This window comes from Guyparkeria sp. (assembly GCF_041687595.1).
GTDB lineage: Bacteria > Pseudomonadota > Gammaproteobacteria > Halothiobacillales > Halothiobacillaceae > Guyparkeria.
On the sequence record NZ_JAWLBP010000001.1, the window covers coordinates 88,562 to 107,794 of the forward strand.

19 protein-coding genes are annotated in these 19,233 nt (G+C 67.2%); 13 read left to right on the forward strand and 6 right to left on the reverse strand.

Annotated features, from left to right (window positions below):
• Positions 1-72: 72 nt before the first annotated feature.
• The 4 genes from dusB (at position 73) to ACESL5_RS00455 (ending at position 2,429) form a co-directional block, all read left to right on the forward strand.
• On the forward strand, positions 73-1,002 hold the full coding sequence (gene dusB / locus ACESL5_RS00440) for a tRNA dihydrouridine synthase DusB (RefSeq protein WP_372590825.1): 930 nt from the start codon (positions 73-75) through the stop codon (positions 1,000-1,002).
• Between the two features lie 150 nt (positions 1,003-1,152).
• Positions 1,153-1,461: a helix-turn-helix domain-containing protein gene (locus tag ACESL5_RS00445; protein WP_372590806.1), complete on the forward strand. Its 309-nt coding sequence runs from the start codon at positions 1,153-1,155 to the stop codon at positions 1,459-1,461.
• Between the two features lie 337 nt (positions 1,462-1,798).
• Entirely contained in the window at positions 1,799-1,978 is a 180-nt protein-coding gene (locus ACESL5_RS00450; protein ID WP_372590807.1) for a PA3496 family putative envelope integrity protein, read from the forward strand.
• 49 nt (positions 1,979-2,027) lie between these two features.
• Positions 2,028-2,429, forward strand: a complete 402-nt coding sequence (locus tag ACESL5_RS00455; RefSeq protein WP_372590808.1) for a DUF423 domain-containing protein — start codon at positions 2,028-2,030, stop codon at positions 2,427-2,429.
• An 18-nt stretch (positions 2,430-2,447) separates the two neighbouring features.
• On the opposite strand, the gene ACESL5_RS00460 is transcribed toward ACESL5_RS00455, so the two are convergent.
• Complete coding sequence (locus tag ACESL5_RS00460; RefSeq protein WP_372590809.1) at positions 2,448-2,930, reverse strand: hypothetical protein; 483 nt, start codon at positions 2,928-2,930, stop codon at positions 2,448-2,450.
• Between the two features lie 149 nt (positions 2,931-3,079).
• On the opposite strand from ACESL5_RS00460, the gene fabA reads away from it, so the two are divergent.
• Positions 3,080-3,598 (forward strand): 3-hydroxyacyl-[acyl-carrier-protein] dehydratase FabA, encoded by a 519-nt coding sequence (gene fabA / locus ACESL5_RS00465; RefSeq protein ID WP_372590810.1) that lies wholly within the window; start codon positions 3,080-3,082, stop codon positions 3,596-3,598.
• A gap of 7 nt (positions 3,599-3,605) precedes the next feature.
• Positions 3,606-4,823 carry a beta-ketoacyl-ACP synthase I gene (gene fabB, locus ACESL5_RS00470; RefSeq protein WP_372590811.1) on the forward strand — a complete coding sequence of 406 codons (1,218 nt, stop codon included), beginning with the start codon at positions 3,606-3,608 and terminating at the stop codon, positions 4,821-4,823.
• Between the two features lie 87 nt (positions 4,824-4,910).
• On the opposite strand, the gene ACESL5_RS00475 is transcribed toward fabB, so the two are convergent.
• A complete protein-coding gene (locus ACESL5_RS00475) occupies positions 4,911-6,530 on the reverse strand; it encodes an ABC transporter ATP-binding protein (RefSeq protein WP_372590812.1) in 1,620 nt (539 codons plus the stop codon).
• 189 nt (positions 6,531-6,719) lie between these two features.
• Entirely contained in the window at positions 6,720-7,256 is a 537-nt protein-coding gene (locus tag ACESL5_RS00480) for a hypothetical protein (protein WP_372590813.1), read from the reverse strand.
• A 113-nt stretch (positions 7,257-7,369) separates the two neighbouring features.
• On the opposite strand from ACESL5_RS00480, the gene ACESL5_RS00485 reads away from it, so the two are divergent.
• The 3 genes from ACESL5_RS00485 (at position 7,370) to ACESL5_RS00495 (ending at position 11,090) form a co-directional block, all read left to right on the forward strand.
• The gene (locus ACESL5_RS00485) at positions 7,370-8,167 is read left to right on the forward strand and encodes an alpha/beta hydrolase (protein WP_372590814.1); all 798 of its coding nucleotides are present in this window, start codon (positions 7,370-7,372) and stop codon (positions 8,165-8,167) included.
• Positions 8,168-8,218: 51 nt separating this feature from the next.
• Entirely contained in the window at positions 8,219-10,450 is a 2,232-nt protein-coding gene (gene rlmKL, locus ACESL5_RS00490; RefSeq protein WP_372590815.1) for a bifunctional 23S rRNA (guanine(2069)-N(7))-methyltransferase RlmK/23S rRNA (guanine(2445)-N(2))-methyltransferase RlmL, read from the forward strand.
• A gap of 64 nt (positions 10,451-10,514) precedes the next feature.
• A complete protein-coding gene (locus tag ACESL5_RS00495) occupies positions 10,515-11,090 on the forward strand; it encodes a C40 family peptidase (RefSeq protein ID WP_372590816.1) in 576 nt (191 codons plus the stop codon).
• Positions 11,091-11,135: 45 nt separating this feature from the next.
• On the opposite strand, the gene xseA is transcribed toward ACESL5_RS00495, so the two are convergent.
• Complete coding sequence (gene xseA, locus ACESL5_RS00500) at positions 11,136-12,659, reverse strand: exodeoxyribonuclease VII large subunit (protein ID WP_372590817.1); 1,524 nt, start codon at positions 12,657-12,659, stop codon at positions 11,136-11,138.
• A gap of 153 nt (positions 12,660-12,812) precedes the next feature.
• Positions 12,813-13,136 carry a hypothetical protein gene (locus ACESL5_RS00505; RefSeq protein ID WP_372590818.1) on the reverse strand — a complete coding sequence of 108 codons (324 nt, stop codon included), beginning with the start codon at positions 13,134-13,136 and terminating at the stop codon, positions 12,813-12,815.
• A gap of 214 nt (positions 13,137-13,350) precedes the next feature.
• On the opposite strand from ACESL5_RS00505, the gene guaB reads away from it, so the two are divergent.
• From guaB to abc-f, 4 genes are all read left to right on the forward strand, one after another.
• Positions 13,351-14,805: an IMP dehydrogenase gene (guaB, locus tag ACESL5_RS00510; protein ID WP_372590819.1), complete on the forward strand. Its 1,455-nt coding sequence runs from the start codon at positions 13,351-13,353 to the stop codon at positions 14,803-14,805.
• Between the two features lie 181 nt (positions 14,806-14,986).
• Complete coding sequence (guaA, locus tag ACESL5_RS00515; protein ID WP_372590820.1) at positions 14,987-16,588, forward strand: glutamine-hydrolyzing GMP synthase; 1,602 nt, start codon at positions 14,987-14,989, stop codon at positions 16,586-16,588.
• 40 nt (positions 16,589-16,628) lie between these two features.
• Entirely contained in the window at positions 16,629-17,084 is a 456-nt protein-coding gene (gene tadA, locus ACESL5_RS00520) for a tRNA adenosine(34) deaminase TadA (protein ID WP_372590821.1), read from the forward strand.
• 82 nt (positions 17,085-17,166) lie between these two features.
• Positions 17,167-19,059, forward strand: a complete 1,893-nt coding sequence (gene abc-f / locus ACESL5_RS00525) for a ribosomal protection-like ABC-F family protein (protein ID WP_372590822.1) — start codon at positions 17,167-17,169, stop codon at positions 19,057-19,059.
• A gap of 63 nt (positions 19,060-19,122) precedes the next feature.
• On the opposite strand, the gene ACESL5_RS00530 is transcribed toward abc-f, so the two are convergent.
• The coding region (locus ACESL5_RS00530) for a TerB family tellurite resistance protein (RefSeq protein WP_372590826.1) at positions 19,123-19,233 on the reverse strand (111 nt) is incomplete at its 5' end.

The following is a 19,233-nucleotide window of genomic DNA, read 5'->3' on the forward strand; positions in this document are numbered from 1 at the left end:
GGACTCGCCGCGATCGTCCTGCAGGGGCGCGAGGACCGGGTAGTGATCGACTTCCCGCTGGCGCTGGCGCCCATGGCGGGCGTGTCCGATTGGCCCTTCCGCCGGCTCTGCCACGAGCAGGGCGCGGGGCTGGTCTTCAACGAGATGGTCAGCAGCAAGCCGGGGCTGCGCGACACCCGCAAGAGTGAGCTGCGCCGCATCCACCCGGACGATCCCGAGCCGCGCGCCGTGCAGTTGCTGGGCAACGACCCGGACGACCTTGCCCGGGCGGCCCGCCAGGCCCACGCCGACGGGGCCCAGGTCATCGACATCAATCTCGGTTGCCCGGCGAAGAAGGTCTGCCGCAGGGCCGCCGGCTCGGCCCTGATGGCCGAACCCGACACCGTCGCCCGGCTGCTCGAGGCCACGGTCGACGCCGTCCCCTGCCCGGTCACCCTGAAGATGCGCACCGGCCCGGATGCCAGCCGGAGAAATGCCCCCGAGATCGCCGCGATCGCCGAGGAGGCCGGCATCGCCATGCTCAGCATCCACGGGCGTACGCGGGAACAGAAGTACACCGGGGAGGCGGAGTACGACACCATTGCGCGCGTGGTGGCCGAGCGCGGCATCCCGGTGCTGGCCAACGGCGACATCGACTCGGTCGATCGCGCCCGGGCCGTGCTCGCCGCCACCGGGGCGGCCGGGCTCATGATCGGCCGAGCCGCCTTCGGACGCCCCTGGCTGTTCGACCAGCTGCGCGCCGGGCTCCAGGGACGGTCCGTGCCCGACGAGCCGCCCCCGCCGGCCATCCTGGCATTCGCCCGGAGGCAATTCGAGAATATTTATTCGCATTACGGAAATGTGATGGGCGTGCGCATCGCGAGAAAGCATTGGGGATGGTATTCTTCCCTTCTGCCGTTTGAAGAAGGGATGCGCAAGCAGTTCAACCGCCTGGAGACGATCGAGTCCCAGCGCCGGTGGCTTGACGAACGCGAGGCCGAACTGGCCCACGCACTGGCTTGATCTCCCATCTCGCGGCCCGACCGCACCCACGGGCTCGCCTCGGTACGGTCATCCGAACGCCGGAAACGACCGCCTCGACCCGGTTAGCCGTCCACGTCCGTGCGTGGGCCATCACCTCGATCTGAAGCACTGCAGCGTTGTGTTCATGCCATGACCTATACATCCACCTCGTCTGCCGCCTCCATGCCGGAATCCTCGCTCAACGGCACGGCCCGCAAGGCCGCCGAGTGCCATCAAGATGTGCACGAGACCATCGTCGATGCCCTCGACCTTCTCTGGGACGCCTTCGAGGAAGACCAGCCCAGCAACCTCTACCAGTTGGTCATGGGCCAGGTCGAACGCCCCCTGCTCTCGCGTGTGCTCGAGCGCTGCGACTACAACCAGAGCCGCGCCGCGGCCTGCCTGGGCATCAACCGCAGCACGCTCAGAAAGAAGCTCCGGGAACACGACCTGATCTGACCGCGGGCGATCCGACAGCCCCTCTTCCTCGCCACGAGCACCCCCTCCAGACCTCCGCTGATGGTCCCGCGCGGACATCCATACCCCCTCGCGAAAGAATCGCTTTTCAAGCTTCGAAAAACAGGTTATAACCCGCCGGAAAATCGGCTGGTCAACCCCGGGAACGGGGCGCCGGAACGAGCCCCGCAGCACGCTGGCGGCGGGTTTCCTCGTCCGAAATGGCCTGCAGGACAACCGGCGCCTCCACGCGCCCTTGCCATGACCGTCGATCGATGCCATGCGGCCACCGGACAGCCGATCCGACCGCAACGACCGTGTTGATCAAGCAGGTACAGACATGAGCAAGGAAAACGACTACCAGGACCTCGACGAGGAGTGGGACGACGCCGAGGACGCCGACGAGCCGGACAACGAGCCGCTGCTCGACAGCATCAGCGGGCACAAGGATGCCCGCCGACGGCTCGACGACCTCATGGAGGAACGCCGGCTGCGGCTGGAGATGGATGATGATTTCTGACCGGTGCGAATTTTCCCCTACCCACTGAACAACGACCGGAGGGACCTTCATGCAAGTCCGGGACACCGCCATGCCTGACCGCCTCGCCCTCGGCACCGGCCTGTTCAGCGCCCTGATCGCCGTCATCCTGGCGGCAAGCGGGGCGCATGGACCGCTGGCACCGGTGGAGGCGACGGCCATCCGCTATCTGGACACGGCCGTGACCTTCCACCTGTTCCACAGCCTCGCCCTGATGGTGCTGGCCTTCTGGCCGGCCGGTCGAGCGTTGCGCCTTGCCGTCCTGACCGGCCTGGGCGGCGGTATCCTGCTGTTCAGTGGCAGCCTGTACCTGCAGGTCATGTCACCCTGGTCCTTGCCCGGCGTGATCACCCCGCTCGGCGGCCTGCTGCTGATGGCCGGCTGGGGCACCTGGCTGGTGGCCGTGCTCGCGGGGGCGAGAACACGCGCCTGACCTCTCTCCGGCCCGCCTTCAGCGGTTGCCGGCGTAGAAGTGCTCGCGGAAGTCCTGGCGGAAGTTGACGTGGCAATCCAGACAGCGGTTCTGCAGGTCGGCGAAGGCCGAGATCACGTAGCGTCCCTCGCCGGCCTCGGCGAATCGCGCCACGTCGGCCGCCATCTCGTGAGCCCCGCGGTCGTAGCGCTGGAACTCGTCGAGCCGGTCACCCGCGAACTCGTGAAGTTGGCGACGTTCGTCCGCCGGCGGCTTTGGGTGGTCGGCGATCGACTGGGCGAGTTCGGCCACCCGTGGCCAGTTCTCGTGGTTGATCGCATCGACGATGCCCTCCGTCCACTCACCGAGTTCCTCCATCGTCTCGTGGAACTCGTGCGGCCCCTCGTGATCGTGCTCCTCCTCGCTGGCGAGCACCGGGGTGCCGACCATCAACGCCCCGACCATGACCGTCCCGATGATTCGTTTCGCGCGCTTGTCCATGTGCATTTCCTCTTGTGACATTCCCGAAGACACGGGTGGAAAAGGCGATGATAGAACATCGAGCCGGCGTCCATCCGAACCGACAGCGTCCGACGCGCCGCCGACCGGCCAGGCATGATGCCAATCGGCCACGAATGCGGTAACATCGCGGTTTTTGATCCAGGAAAACCATGACCCAAGCCGCCTTTGAATACGATGACCTGATTCGCTGCGCCAAGGGGGACATGTTCGGTCCCGGCAACGCGCAACTGCCGATGCCGCCGATGCTGATGTTCGATCGCATCGCCAAGATCACTGACGAGGGCGGCGACTTCGGCAAGGGCGAGATGCTGGCCGAGCTCTCCATCAAGCCCGACCTGTGGTTCTTCGACTGCCACTTCGAAGGCGACCCGGTCATGCCCGGCTGCCTCGGCCTCGATGCGATGTGGCAACTGGTCGGCTTCTTCCTCGGCTGGAGCGGCGGCAAGGGTCACGGGCGCGCTTTGGGCGTGGGTGATGTAAAATTCACCGGACAGGTCTTGCCCAGGAACAAGAAGGTTGAATATCGTGTTCAGATGAAGCGCGTGATCATGCGCAAGCTGACCATGGGCATCGCGGACGCACAGATGCTCTGCGACGGCGTCGTGATCTACGAAGCCAAGGACCTTAGGGTAGGACTGTTCACCAGCACAGAAGCACTTTCGGAGTAAGAACTCAATGCGCCGAGTCGTCATTACCGGCATGGGCATCGTCTCCAGCCTGGGCAACAACTGCAAAGAGGTACTCGCCTCGCTCAAGGAGGGCCGCTCGGGCATCGAGCGCAACCCGGAACAGGTCGAGCACGGATTCCGCTCACAGGTCGCCGGCACGCTGAAAATCGATCCGGCCGAGCACATCGACCGCAAGCTGCTGCGGTTCATGGGTTCCGCGGCCGCCTACAACTACCTGGCGATGCAGGAAGCGATCGAGCAGGCGGGTCTGACCGAGGAGCAGGTCTCCAACCCGCGCGCCGGCCTTATCACCGGCTCCGGCGGCTCTTCCTGCGAGAACATCGTCGCCACGGCGGATATCGCTCGCGAGCGCGGCATCAAGCGCGTCGGCCCGTACATGGTCACACGCACCATGGGTTCGACCACCTCGGCCTGCCTGGCCACGCCGTTCAAGATCAAGGGCATCAACTACTCGATCAGCTCGGCCTGCTCCACCTCGGCCCACTGCATCGGTGCCGGCGTCGAGCAGATCCAGTTCGGCAAGCAGGACGTCGTTTTCGCCGGCGGCGGCGAGGAACTGCACTGGTCGCTGTCGGCGATGTTCGACGCGATGGGTGCCCTGTCGTCGAACTTCAACGACACCCCGGACAAGGCCTCTCGCCCCTACGACGTCGATCGCGACGGCTTCGTCATCGCCGGCGGTGGCGGCATGGTGGTGCTCGAGTCGCTCGAACACGCCCAGGCGCGCGGTGCGAACATCATCGCCGAGGTCACCGGCTACGGCGCGACTTCCGATGGCTACGACATGGTCCAGCCTTCCGGCGAAGGCGCGGTGCGTTGCATGCAGCAGGCGTTGTCGACGGTCGATGCACCCATCGACTACGTCAACGCCCACGGCACCTCGACCAAGGTGGGAGACCTGCGCGAGCTCGAGGCGATGACCGAGGTCTTCGGCGACCACCAGCCGGTCGTCACCTCGACCAAGTCGCTCTCCGGCCACGCGCTGGGCGCCGCCGGCGTGCACGAGGCAATCTACTCGCTGCTGATGATGCAGAACGACTTCATCGCCGCCTCGGCGAATATCGAGTCGATGGAACCGGAGGCCGACAAGGCCAACATCCTGACCGAGACGCGCGAGGGCGTGAAGCTCAACACGGTGCTCTCCAACAGCTTCGGCTTTGGCGGCACCAACGCCTCGCTGGTGATGCAGCGCTTCGACGGCTGACCCCGCCCTCAGGCGCAATCGTCAGAAAGCCGGGCCCTGCGCCCGGCTTTCTTGCGTTCCGTCCCGACAAAATGCCCGGCGGCGGGCTCAGGCCATCAGGGCACTGTCGATCAACTGGCGGGTGTAATCGTGTGACGGCTGCTCGAGCAGCGCCCCGGTGGGGCCGGACTCGATCACCTCGCCGTCGAGCATCACCAGTACGCGGTGGGCCAATGCCCGCACCACGGCCAGGTCGTGGGTGATCAGCAGATACGTCAGGCCGTGCTCGCGCTGCAGGTCGCGCAGCAGACGGAGCACCTGGAGCTGCACGGCGGCATCCAGGGCACTGGTCGGCTCGTCCAGGATCAGCACCTTCGGCTTGAGGATCACGGCGCGGGCGATGGCGATGCGCTGGCGCTGGCCGCCGGAGAATTCGTGCGGGTAGCGAGACATCACCGAGGGGTCGAGACCGACCTCCGTCAGAGCCGCCCGGATTCGTTCCCGGCACTGCGCGCGGGAGAGCCCCGGTTCGTGGACATCCAGCCCCTCGCCCACGATCTGGGCGATGTTCATCCTCGGGGACAGCGCACCGAACGGATCCTGGAAAACCACCTGCAGGTCACGGCGATATCGCCGGAACCGCTTCTCGGAAAGGCCGTCGACGCGTTCGCCATCGAGGCGGATCTCGCCACTGGCGCCTTCCATCAGCCGCAGCAGTGCCAGCGCCAGCGTGGTCTTGCCCGACCCCGACTCGCCGACCACCCCGACCGTCTGCCCGGCGCGCAGCGACAGGTCGATACCGTGGATGATCTCGGTCAGGGTGTCGCGGCCAATCCAGCGGCGCTTGCCGACGATCACGCCCAGGTCCCGGCAGGACAGCCTCTCCACGGCCGACTCCTCGACCGGGTCGACCATGGGGGCTACCTGGCGAGCCTCGAGTAGCGTGCGGGTGTAACCGTCCTCCGGCCGGGCGAAGATCTCGCCGGTCCGGCCGCTCTCGACGATCCGGCCATCTCGCATCACCAGGACGCGGTCGGCGTACTGGCGCACCACCGGCAGATCGTGCGTGATCAGCAGCAGGCTCATGCCAAGCCGCTGCTGGAGGTCGACAAGCAGGTCCATGATGGTCTTGCGCAGCCCGGCATCGAGCGCGGTCGTCGGTTCGTCGGCGATCAGAAGGGACGGGTTGCAGGCGATCGCCATGGCGATCATGGCCCGCTGACGCTGACCGCCGGAGAGCTGGTGCGGCATGGCCCGCATCACGCGCAGCGGGTCGGGCAGGCGCACCTGCTCGAGGAGCTCGCGGACGCGGCGCTTCAAGGCCTCGCCCCCCAGCCCTTCGTGCCGGGCCAGCACCTCGGCGATCTGCGCGCCGATGGTCTTGAGCGGATTGAGGGCCGTCATGGGCTCCTGGAAGATCATGCCGACTCGCGCGCCCCGGAGTGCCCGGATCGCCGGCATGCTCATGGCCAGTACGTTCTCACCCTCGAAGCGGATTTCGCCGCGCGTTTCCATCCCGGCGGCCTCGAACAGACGCAGGATCGAAAGGGCCGTCACCGTCTTGCCGGAGCCCGACTCGCCCACCAGGGCCAACCGCTCGCCGGGACGCAGGGAGAAGGACACGTCGTGAACGATTGTCGTACCGTCGACGGACACATGCAGGCGATCCATCTCGAGTATCGCGCGAGAGTCGACCTCGGGGGTCCGGGTGGGCTCGGCCTCGGCCATCGGTTCTCCTCGAATCCGGTCAGTGTTCATCCAGGCGGGCAAGGCTCGCCGCTCGGGACGAGGCTCCCGGCAAACGATAAAGCAAATTGTGCCTGAACGTGAGTCCCGGAGCGCGTGGACCTGCCCGGATACGAGAATCCCCGGTCGGAAGTCCGCCGGGGATGTGATCTCACGCGAGCGCGGGAACGATCAGTTCCGCATGCCGCCGCCCCCACCGGCGCCACCGTTGTCCCGGCGACGGTCGTAGGAAGGATCCTGGTCGCGGATCTGTTCCTGCATCTGTTCCTGACGCTCCTGCTGGATGCGCTGGCGCTCCTCGGCCGACTCCGCATCATGCATGCGCTGCCGCTGGTCCTCGCGGTAGCCCTCGTTTCGCATCGGGTTGTCGTTGTTCGGGCCCATGCCCTGCCCCTGGTTCATGCCCGGGCCGCCTTCCGGTCCCATGCCCTGACCACCTCGCGCGGGCGGCTCCTCGGGCAGCTCGACGCCCTGTTCCCGGGCGCGCTGCTGCATCTGCTCGTGATGCTCGGTCCGGATGCGTTCCTGCTCCTCGGCGTCTTGCGCCGACTGCATGCGCTGCCGGTATTCCAGGCGCTCCTCCTGGGTCATCAGCTCACTGCCGTAGATGGGAGCGGGGTCCGGTTCCTGCGCCCCCGCGACCATGGGCATCGACAGGCCGAAACTCAGGGCCGCCACCGCGGCGGCCGAAATCATTGAGCGTTTCATACTCATAAGCGTGTCCTCCTCGATGTGAGGTGGTCGAGGGAACGACTCCCTCACCCGCAAAGATAGCCAACCAATCGGGTTCATGCCGGCGGATTGTCGTCTATTTTCACGGGATGCCAGCCCGCCAGACCAGCGAGGTCCACCCCGACATGCGCGACTGCCCGACTCACTTCCCGCCCATCCGTCGCCGATCGGCATCCCGCCACAGGCATCTTTTCCTGGTGGCGCTTGCCGCCCTCCTGTTCGCCGCTCCCAGCCTGCATGCCCAGAACACGGAGGCCGAATGGGAGGCGGCCTGGGAGGAGGCCGAAGAGCGGGAACGCGAACACCAACGGTTGTTGGAGAAGGCCCGCAACGTCAACGAGGGCGACCTGGTGTTCCTCGAGACCGCCCCGGCCCCGGACGGACCCCGCATGGAAAAGCGCATCGAGCTCACCGCCGACAGCCTCGAGGACGGCTGGGCCCGGATGATGCAGTGTCATTACAACCTGGATGCGGTGGCCGCCGCCCAGATCGTCTACAACGGCGAGCGCACCCGGGAGATCGAGGTCACGCGCGCCGTGAACATCGGCGAGGCGGTCGCCGAGGAGGCGAGCGTCCAGATGCGCGACGTCGGTCACGGCGCGATCCTGTGCGTCCGGGCCGACTCGTGGGCGATCGAGCCGCGGGCCGACGGCGACGGCTACCGGGTCGAGAACGGCCCGTTCATGCGGCGGTTTCTCGACGGCTACTACCCGATGCAGGTGCGACTCGAGGTCCGCTGGCCCGAGGGCATGCTCCGTTTCGTCGAAAGCGACCCACCCGTCCAACCCGGGTACGCGGTGGAAGCCGACAGGGACTCGGTGACGGTGACGGCGCATTTCGAGGGTCGGCTGCACTCTGTCCTGCACCTCCAACCCGGAAGCGAATGAACAACGGCTTAGGTCAACACGGGACGATCGGCTAGACTCCCCGGTTTTGCCATGAGCGATCCCGTGCAAGACGAATCCAACGGCGACTCCCTCTGGTCCTTCGAGGCCATCGCCCCGCCCGGCCTCGAGACCGCGCTGGCCGAGGAACTGCGCCATCTCACCGGCGAAGCCATCAGCGACCGCCCCTTCGGTGCGAGCGGCGATCTGCCGCCCGCGCTGGTCTACCAGATACTGGCCGACAGCCTGATTGCCGGGCGGATCTACCTGCCCGTCGCCCGCGGTCACGTCACCACGGCCGACAGCCTCTACGCGCTGGTAGCCGGGATCGACTGGTCGGCGCACATGTCTGCCGGGGATACCCTCTCGATCTCCGCGACCGGCGGGAATGCCGAACTGCGCCATACCGGCTTCATCGCCACGCGCATCAAGGACGCGATCGTCGACCAGTTCCGGGACCGCGAGGGCCAACGCCCCGACGTGGACACCGAGCATCCGGGCCTGCGCATCCACTGCCACATCCAGGCCCAGGGAGAGGCGATCCTCGCGATCGAGCTCTCCAACGGCTCGCTGCACCGGCGGGGCTACCGCACGGACGGTGGCGAAGCCCCGCTGCGCGAGAACCTCGCAGCCGGCCTGCTCTGGCGCGCCCGCTGGCCACAGGTGGCCGCGGCAGGCGGCAGCCTGTTCGATCCGATGTGCGGCTCGGGCACCTTCCTGATCGAGGCGGCGCTGGCCGTGCTCGGCCAGCCAGCGTCCATGCGTCGACAGCGGCTCGGCTCGCCCGCCTGGAAAGGTCAGGCAGGCCATGTATGGAAGGACGTGCTCGATGCCGAACCACGCTGCTGGCTCGACGCCCCGGCAAGTCGTCAGACCCTGACGATCTACGGTCAGGACCGCGACCCGCTACAGCTCGCTGCCGCCCATGCCAATATCGAGCGCGCCGGGCTGGGCGAGACGGTCGAGATCCACCATGCCGACAGCTTCGCCTCGCCCTGCCCCGCCGACACGCAGCGTCGCGAACAGGGCCTCCTGATCAGCAACGTCCCCTTCGGCCAGCGGGTCGAGGACACCCACGAGGCCGACGAGTGGGCGGCCCTGTGCACCCAGTGGGTACGCTGCCTGCCCGGCTGGTACTGGGGCATCCTGCGCTCGGCCGAGGGCGAATCCGTCTGGCCGCTGCGCTTCGACAAGCGCCTGGCTGTCATCCACGGCGGCGTGGAGGTCGAGTTCCTGCGTGGACAATTCAGCGACAAGAGCCTGCGGCGACCAGCCGGGCCACATGCACTCGCCCAGCGGCTGATCGCACAGGGACGGGAAGGCGAACAATCGGCCGATGACTTCGCCAACCGGCTGAAGAAGAACTGGAAGCAACGGCAGTCGCTGCTCAAGCAGGGCGACACGGCGCTGCGCATCTACGACGCCGACCTGCCCGACTTCAAGCTGGCCGTCGACTGGTATCTCACCGAGGATGGCGAGGCCTGGCTCGACATCCAGGAGTACCAGGCACCGAAGCAGATCGACCCGCAGAAGGCCCGCGCCCGGCTCGCCGCCGCCACGGCCGCCGCCGTGGAAGCGCTCGCCGTCGACCCGGAGCACGTGGTCGTCCGTCAGCGCGCCCGCCAGAGCGGCCGGCAGCAGTACGGGCGCATGGGTGCCGAGGGCATCGAACGCGTCATCCGCGAGCGCGACACCCGTCTGCTGATCAACCTGACCGACTATCTCGACGTCGGCCTGTACATCGATCACCGCCTGGTGCGCGACCGGGTGGCCGAACTGGCCCAGGGCCGGCGCCTTCTCAACCTGTTCTGCTACACCGCCAGCGTGTCGGTACGTGCGGCGGTGGCCGGTGCGAAATCGACCTGCTCGGTGGACCTGTCGAACACCTATCTCGACTGGGCCGAGCGCAACTTCGCCCTGAACGGCATCAAGACCGACGGCACCCACCGGCTGGTGCGCGCCGACGTGCTCCGGTGGCTGGACGACGCGGTGAAGACCGCCGCTCGCTACGACGTGATCTTCCTCGACCCGCCGTCTTTCTCCAATTCCAAGGCAATGGAAGACACGCTCGACATCCAGCGGGACCACCCGGCGCTGATCGAGTCCTGCATGCGCCTGCTGAGCCCCGATGGCGTACTGGTCTTTTCAAACAACCGCAAAGGCTTTACATTGGATCCTGTTATGGAAAACAGGTTCCAGGTCCATGATCTGTCGAGAAAAACGCTGCCGAAGGATTTCTCCCGCACGCCGACACGACGGTACGTCTGTGAAATCCGCCGTCCCTAGTCGCCTCGCGGCCGGTCACTGGCACCTCCGTCGGGCGCTGGTTCCGGGAGGGCTGGCCGTCGCCATGGCACTCCTCGGCGGCTGCGCCACGCAAATGGGCCCTACCGCCGACACGACGGGCGGGCCCGACTCGGCAGCCGCGGAAACGGCCGATCCCGAAAATCTGCCCTACAACCCGCTCCAGACCATCGATACCCGCTCGGGCATGCACACCCGGTCCGAGGAGGTGGTGGTGCAGGCAGTCTCGCAGCTGGGGACGCCCTATCGCTGGGGCGGCGAGTCGGCGGAATCCGGGTTCGACTGCAGCGGACTGACGCAGTACGCCTTCCAGGCGGCAGACATCGACCTGCCGCGCACCTCCTACCAGCAGTACCGGGCCACCAGCCGGGTCGAGCGCGACGAGCTGCGCCCCGGCGACCTGGTGTTCTTCCGCCTCAAGGGCAAGCGCGTCGACCACGTTGGCATCTACGTGGGCGAGAACCGCTTCGTCCATGCCCCCTCGCGCGGCAAGGACGTGTCGTTCGCCCGGCTCGACAACGTGTACTGGTCGCGCAACTACATTGGTGCCGGCCGCGTCCCCGAGGCCGATCAACTGCAACTGGCCAGCCAGCGCATGGAAGACTTCACGACCGAGCAGTGACCGGCGCGGCGCCTTCATGACGCGCCGACCGGATACCTTCGAAGCTCAGTCGCCCGATTCGTTCTCCTGCCAGTCGACCCGCAGCGCCTCGTCGTGAAAACGGATCCGGAGCGGCACCTGACCGCCCCGGCGAGCCGCGAGCTCCCGTACCTCGGTGGCCCGCTTGACCAGACTCGCCCCCTGACCGCCGGCGTCATCTCCGTCCAGCGCCTCGATCAGCGCATACCCTCGCCGCTGCACCTGTTCCGGCCCCAGCGCGCGAAGCTGACGACCCAGTCCATCCAGATGCACCCGCTCCTGGCGCAGGCGGTCGAACAGCACGCGACGCGGCGGACGAACCCGGTCCAGACGCTGACGGAGCGCGGGCAGCAGCCGTTCCCTGGCGATCAACAGGCGGCGGGCCAGATCCGTCAGGTGATCCTCCCGGCGTCCCAGGTCGGCCCGAATGGCGGCGGAAAGCGCCTGGCGCGGCATCGTGAGCCGGTCACGCAGCGCGGCGAGCCTCCGGCGCGGATGACCGGCCTCCAGCCGCTGGCGCAGGGCGTTAAGTTCCTGGCGCCGGCGGGCGATCCGTCGCTCGACCTGCCGATGCAACGGGGCCAGCAGCCCGGCGAGCCGGTAGCGGTCCATCCGCAGACGCTCGCCCGGCCCGTGACGGTCCAGCCCCCGCCGGAGATCGTCGACACGCTGGGCACGCGCTTGAAAGCCGCCTTGCCAGATGGCCGTTCCCCGTTCGGCCAGTCTCAGGATCCGCTCACGCATCTCGACCACGGTCACCGGCGTGGCCAGCTCGGCGGCGCCCGTGGGGGTGGCCGCACGCCGGTCGGCCACCAGGTCGCAGAGGGTCGTGTCGGTCTCGTGACCCACCCCGCTGATCACCGGCACCGGACAGGCGTGGATCGCGCGCACCAGCCCCTCGTCATTGAAGGACCACAGGTCGCTGAGCGAACCGCCGCCGCGCACGATCAGGGCGACATCGAAATCGTCCGCCGAGAGTTGCCCGACCGCCGTGCGGAGCTGGGCTGCCGACTCGGCGCCCTGGACCAGCACCGGAAAGAGCGTGACCCGCGCGAGCGGGAAGCGACGCGCGAGCGTGACCCGCACGTCGTGGATGGCTGCACCGCTGTCGGATGAGATCACCGCGATGCGGCGGGGCAATGTCGGGGTCGGGCGCTTGTGCTCGGACTCGAACAGGCCCTCGACCAGCAGACGCTGCTTGAGCCGCTCGAATTCCGCGGCCAGACGTCCCTCGCCGGCCGGGGCGACCGACTGGACGATCAACTGATAGGCGCCACGCTCGGTGTAGATCCCGAGCCGGCCGGTGACCACCACCTCTTCGCCCTCGCGCAGGGGATGACGGTTGCGCATGGCATTGCCGCGGAAAAACGCGCAGCGAAGTTGAGAGCGGTCGTCCTTGAGCGCGAAGTAGTGGTGGCCGGAGGCCGCGCGCTTGTGCTCGCTGATCTCGCCGATCACCTCCACCACGCCGAAGACCTGGCCGAGCAGATCCCCGGCCTGCTTGTTGATCTGCGTGACGGAAAGCGCCGTGGAACCGCTACCTGTCTGCATGTCGTGGAGAACCCCTGCCTGGCCGGTGAGGCGAGAATGAAACCGGAAATGAAAAAGGGTCGCAACCGGTGTCGCGACCCCTGTCTGAATGCTGTTTCCGTCAGCATGCCCGCCGGAGCCGAGCGCCCCGGTCGGCATGCAAGCCCTTAGGGCTTACCAGGCGCGGTACGGACCCGCTTCGCCCTGCTCTTCCCATTGCTGCTCGGCCAGGGCCTGCAGATCCTTGATCTCGTTCGCCTTCTCGATGGCCTTCTCGTACTCGCCCTTCTCGGCCAGCTTGTCGGCCGCGCCGAACAGCGCGCTCTTCGGGTGCGGGCTCCAGGCGAAGTAGCCCTGCTCCTGCACGGCCTCAACGGCGGCCTGAGCTTCCTGCTTGGCCTTCTCGTAGTCGGACTCGCTGGCGGCGTTCGCCGCGCCAACCGAACCGATCAGGGCCAGGCCCGCTGCAGCGGCAACAACACGTGTTGTTTTAATCATTATTTAATGCCTCCTAGGTGGTTTGCTCTTGTAGCGAGTTCGACTTTAGCGCAATCGTTCGCGCGATGCCAACACCCCGGCGAACCGCGCCACGACGAGCCCGGGCATTCGGCGGCGCGCAGCCACACCACGTGGTCGGCAGACGTTTACCCGCCGGCCGGCAGTCACTATAATTGCGCGGACACTTTCTACCATCCGCAAGAGTCCCCATACCATGCGAATCCTCGAGGAAGGTCTCACCTTCGACGACGTGCTTCTCATTCCGGCCCGCTCCTCGGTCATGCCCAGGGATGTGTCGCTCGTCACGCGCCTGACCCGCAACATCGAAATCAACATCCCGCTGATCTCCGCGGCGATGGACACGGTCACCGAGGCACGCCTCGCGATCGCGCTGGCGCAGGAAGGCGGCCTGGGGATCGTCCACAAGAACATGTCCGTCGCCCAGCAGGCCGAACATGTCCGTCGGGTGAAGAAGCACGAGTCGGGCGTGATCAAGGACCCGATCACCGTCACCCCGGACACCAGCATCCGCGACGTGCTCAAGATCACCCGCGACCATTCGATCAGCGGCGTGCCGGTGGTCAGCGAGGGGCTGCTGGTCGGCATCGTCACCAGCCGCGACCTGCGCTTCGAGCAGAATCTCGACCAGTCGGTGGCCAACATCATGACCGGCAAGGAGCAGCTGGTGACCGTCAAGGAGGGCGCCAGCCGCCAGGAGGTCGAGGCGCTGCTGCACAAGCACCGCATCGAGAAGGTGCTGGTCGTCAACGGTGACTTCGAGCTGCGCGGCATGATCACCGTGAAGGACATCCAGAAGTCCACCGACTATCCGAACGCCTGCAAGGATGCCTCCGGGCAGCTGCGCGTCGGCGCGGCCGTCGGCACCGGCGGGGACACCGAAGAACGCGTCGAGGCGCTGGTCGCCGCCGGCGTGGACGTGATCGTGGTCGACACCGCGCACGGCCACAGCAAGGGCGTGATCGACCGGGTCGCCTGGGTCAAGAGCCGGTACCCGCAGGTCGACGTGGTCGGCGGCAACATCGCCACCGGCCAGGCCGCACTCGAGCTCGCCGAGGCCGGCGCGGACGCGGTCAAGGTCGGGATCGGCCCGGGTTCGATCTGCACCACCCGCATCGTCGCCGGCGTGGGCGTACCCCAGGTCACGGCCATCTCCAACGTCGCCGAGGCGCTCAAGGGCACCGACGTCCCGCTGATCGCCGACGGCGGCGTACGCTTCTCCGGGGACTTCGCCAAGGCGATGGCCGCCGGCGCGCACTCGGTGATGGTCGGCTCCATGCTGGCCGGCACCGAGGAGTCGCCTGGCGAGGTCGAGTTGTTCCAGGGCCGCTCGTACAAGTCCTACCGCGGCATGGGCTCGCTCGGCGCGATGCAGCAGGGCTCCTCCGACCGCTACTTCCAGGGCGGAACGGCCGCCGAGAAGCTGGTGCCGGAAGGCATCGAGGGCCGCGTCCCCTACAAGGGCTCGCTGGTCGCCATCGTTCATCAGATGATCGGCGGGCTGCGTGCCTCGATGGGCTATGTCGGTGCCAAGGACATCGAGACGATGCGCAAGCTGCCGCAGTTCGTGCGGATCACCAACGCCGGCATGCGCGAATCGCACGTCCACGACGTGTCCATCACCAAGGAAAGCCCGAACTACCGGGTATGAACCGGTCTCGCGCCGCCCGCGCGGCGCGCCGACGGATTGCTCGACCCGGCCGACGCCGGGTCGAGTCGTTAGAGGCCACCCGGTCGCCACGGCGGCCGATGAACTTTTCGAGCCGGCAGCACGTTGCCGCCGGCCCAGACCGGCCCGGGGCCGGCACCAAACCGCAACCACGGAAAACACGATGACCGATTCCGCGACTGCCCAGCATGCCGACATCCACGCCGAGCGGATCCTGATCCTCGATTTCGGCTCGCAGTACACGCAACTGATCGCCCGCCGCGTGCGCGAATCGAAGGTCTACTGCGAGATCCACTCCTGGGATGTCGACAACGCCTTCGTCCGGGACTTCGACCCCACCGGGATCATCCTCTCCGGCGGCCCCGAGTCGGTGATCGACCCGCAGAACGCGCCGGCGGCCCCGGAGTTGGTCTTCACCCTGGGCGTGCCGGTACTGGGCATCTGCTACGGCATGCAGACCATGGCCGCCCAGCTCGGCGGCAAGGTCGAGAACGCGAGTCATCAGGAATTCGGCTTCGCCAAGGTGCGCGCCCGTGGCCACACCGCGCTGCTGCGTGACATCGAGGACGAGGTCACCGAGGAGGGCTTCGGTCTGCTCGACGTCTGGATGAGCCACGGCGACCACGTCGTCGAGATGCCGCCCGGCTTCAAGCTGATGACCTCGTCCGACAACGCGCCCATCGCCGGCATGGCCGACGAGACGCGCCAGTTCTACGGCGTGCAGTTCCACCCGGAAGTCACCCACACCCGCCAGGGCGCTCGCATCCTGGAGCGGTTCGTGCGCGACATCTGCGGCACACAGGGGCTGTGGCGGTCGGATGCCATCATCGAGACCATGATCGAGCAAGTCCAGGAGCAGGTCGGCGACGAGGAGGTGATCCTCGGGCTGTCCGGCGGGGTCGACTCCTCGGTGGTTGCCGCCCTGCTCCACCGCGCGATCGGCGACCAGCTCACCTGCATATTCGTCGACAACGGCCTGTTGCGCGAGGGCGAAGGCGACCAGGTCATGCGCACCTTCGCCGAGCATCTCGGCGTCCGGGTGATCCGGGTCGACGCCGAGGACCAGTTCCTGTCCCGGCTGGCCGGCGAAGCCGACCCCGAGAAGAAGCGCAAGGTCATCGGCAACACCTTCATCGACATCTTCGACGAACAAGCCGGCAAGCGCGAGAACGCCGCCTGGCTGGCCCAGGGGACCATCTACCCCGACGTGATCGAGTCGGCCGGCTCGAAAACCGGCAAGGCGCACGTGATCAAGTCGCACCACAACGTCGGCGGGCTGCCCGAGCACATGAAGCTCAAGCTCCTCGAGCCACTGCGCGAGCTGTTCAAGGACGAGGTGCGCCAGATCGGTCTCGAGCTGGGCCTGCCCAGCGAGATGATCATGCGCCATCCGTTCCCGGGACCGGGCCTCGGCGTGCGCATCCTCGGCGAGGTCAAGGGCGAGTACGCCGCCCTGCTGCGCCGCGCCGACGCCATCTTCATCCACGAGCTGCGCGAGGCCGGTCTCTACGACCAGGTCTCCCAGGCCTTCGCCGTGTTCCTGCCAGTCCGGTCGGTGGGCGTGATGGGCGACGGTCGCCGCTACGACTACGTCGTCGCCCTGCGCGCGGTGGAAACGGTCGACTTCATGACCGCCCGCTGGGCCCGCCTGCCCTACGAGTTCATCGAGAAGGTCTCGCTGCGCATCGTCAACGAGGTGCGCGGCATCTCGCGGGTTGTCTACGACGTCACCGGCAAGCCGCCCGGTACGATCGAGTGGGAGTGAGCGGACACCGTCGCGATCCGATCGGGCCGTGATCGACCGCATGCCGAGCCGTGACCGCCACTACATGACCGAGGCCCTGGCCCTTGCCCGTCTGTCGATAGAGGCCGGTGAGGTCCCGGTCGGTGCAGTCGTGGTCGACGCCGATAGCACGATCATCGGTCGTGGTCACAACCGCCCCATCACCCTGCACGACCCCAGCGCACATGCCGAGGTGCTGGCCATGCGCGAGGCCGGACGCCGTCTGGGCAACTACCGGCTGGACGACTGCACGCTCTACGTGACACTGGAGCCCTGCCCGATGTGCCTCGCCACCGCCGCGCACGCCCGGGTCGCCCGGATCGTTTACGCGGCCCCCGACCCGCGCGCCGGCGCCTGCGGCTCGGCCATCGACCTCAACCGGGCCGACTGGCATCACTTCCGCCCCGTGATCGACACCGGCCCCTGCGAGGCCGAAGCCGCGGAACTGCTGACCGAATTCTTCCGCGACCGCCGCTGACGGGCGAATCCTCCCGCTTCGGGGCGAAGCAACCGCGTACAATGCACACATCTTCCCGCTTTCAGCTTCCAGCTCGGACCCTATGCCCCTTCTGACCATCGACAATCTGCAATTCGCCATCGGTGACCGAGTCCTGCTCGATCACGTCAATCTCACCATGGAGCGTGGCGACAAGTTCGCGCTGATCGGGCGCAATGGCGAGGGCAAGTCCACCTTCCTCAAGATGCTCGCCGGGATCCAGCGCGCGGACGACGGCCAGATCCGCCTCGAGCCGGGGGCCAAGGTGGCCTACCTGCCGCAGGATCCGCACCTGGACACCGACGATTCGGTCTATTCCGTGATCGCCGAGGGTCTGGGCGACCTGCACGACGTGCTGACCGAGTACCACAAGCTGATCCAGAACGCCGACAGCGACGCCGCGCTCGAGCGCCTGTCGACGCTCCAGCACGAACTCGAGACCCGCGACGGCTGGATGGCCGACCAGAAGATCGACGAGGTGGTCACCCGGTTGGGCCTCGACCCCGATGCCTCGGTGCGTGGCCTGTCCGGCGGCGAGCGTCGTCGCGTCCTGCTCGGCCAGGCACTGGTACTGGAACCCGAGCTGTTACTGCTCGACGAGCCGACCAACCACCTCGACATCGCCGGCATCGAGTGGCTGGAGGACCTCGTCCGACGTTTCAGCGGCGCCGTGGTCTTCATCACCCACGACCGGGCGTTCCTCCGGCGGCTGGCCAACGGCATCATCGAGCTCGACCGCGGGCACCTGACCACCTGGCCGGGCGACTACGACAATTATCTGCGTCGGGTCGAGGAGCGTGCCAACGCCGAGGCACAGGAGAACGCCCGCCTCGACAAGACGCTGGCCCAGGAAGAGGTCTGGATCCGCCAGGGCATCAAGGCGCGACGCACTCGCAACGAGGGCCGGGTGCGCAATCTGGAGAAGCTGCGTGCCGAGCGTGCCGCCCGACGCGAGCGCGCCGGCAAGGTGGCCCTGTCGGCAGACTCGGGCCGAACCTCGGGCAAGATCATCGCCGAGACCGAGCACGTCGACGTGACCTTTGGCGAGAAGACCGTCATCCGGGACCTTTCCACCACCATCCTGCGCGGCGATCGCGTCGGACTGGTCGGTCCGAACGGGGCGGGCAAATCCACCCTGATCAAGCTGCTGCTCGGCCAGATCGAGCCCACGGCGGGCAAGATCAAGCGCGGAACGCAACTGGAGGTGGCCTACTTCGATCAGCATCGTGCCCAGTTGCGCGACAACTGGACCGCACTGGAGAACCTCTGCGACGGCGGGGACCGGCTGCAGGTCGGCGAGTCCAACGTCCACGGCATCGGCTACCTGCAACAGTTCCTGTTCACGCCGGAGCGGGCGCGCACCCGCGTGGAACTGCTGTCGGGCGGGGAACGCAACCGCCTGCTGCTGGCGAAGCTGTTCGCCAAGCCGGCCAATTTGCTGGTGCTCGACGAACCCACCAACGATCTGGATCTCGAGACCCTGGAAGTCCTCGAACAGGCGCTGGCCGACTATGACGGCACCCTGCTTCTTGTCAGCCACGACCGGGCGTTCCTCGACAACGTCGTCACCAGCCTGCTGGTGTTCAAGGGAGACGGTGAGATCGAGGAGGTCTTCGGCGGCTACCAGGACTATCTCGACCGCCGCGAGACCCGGGTCGCCGAATCCACGACGACAAACAAGCCGAAGCCTGCCGCACCCAAGTCACCGGCGAAGCCGAACAAGGCGAAAAAGCTCTCCTACAAGGCCCAGCGCGAACTCGATGCACTTCCCGAGCGCATCGAGGCGCTGGAGACCGAACAGGCCAAGCTCAACGAGACCATCAACGACCCGGCGTTCTACGACGGCGACCCGGCCGAGGTGCAGCGCACGCTCGACCGCGTCAGCGAGCTGGAAGCCGAGCTCGAGGGCGTGCTGGAACGCTGGATGGAACTGGAGGAAAGCCGGGAGGGTAGCTGACGGCAGGTCCGTCCATGCCTGCTCCAGTCGCTTTTTGGCTGGCGACCAACGGGGTCGGTCCGGCTACCTGCCCTTCTTCCCGGCGGAGAGCTTCGCGCGGATGAAGTCACTGTGCGGGACGTACAGGAGTTCCGCGATGTGGCGAATGATCGATTCCTCGAGGCGATGCTTGTC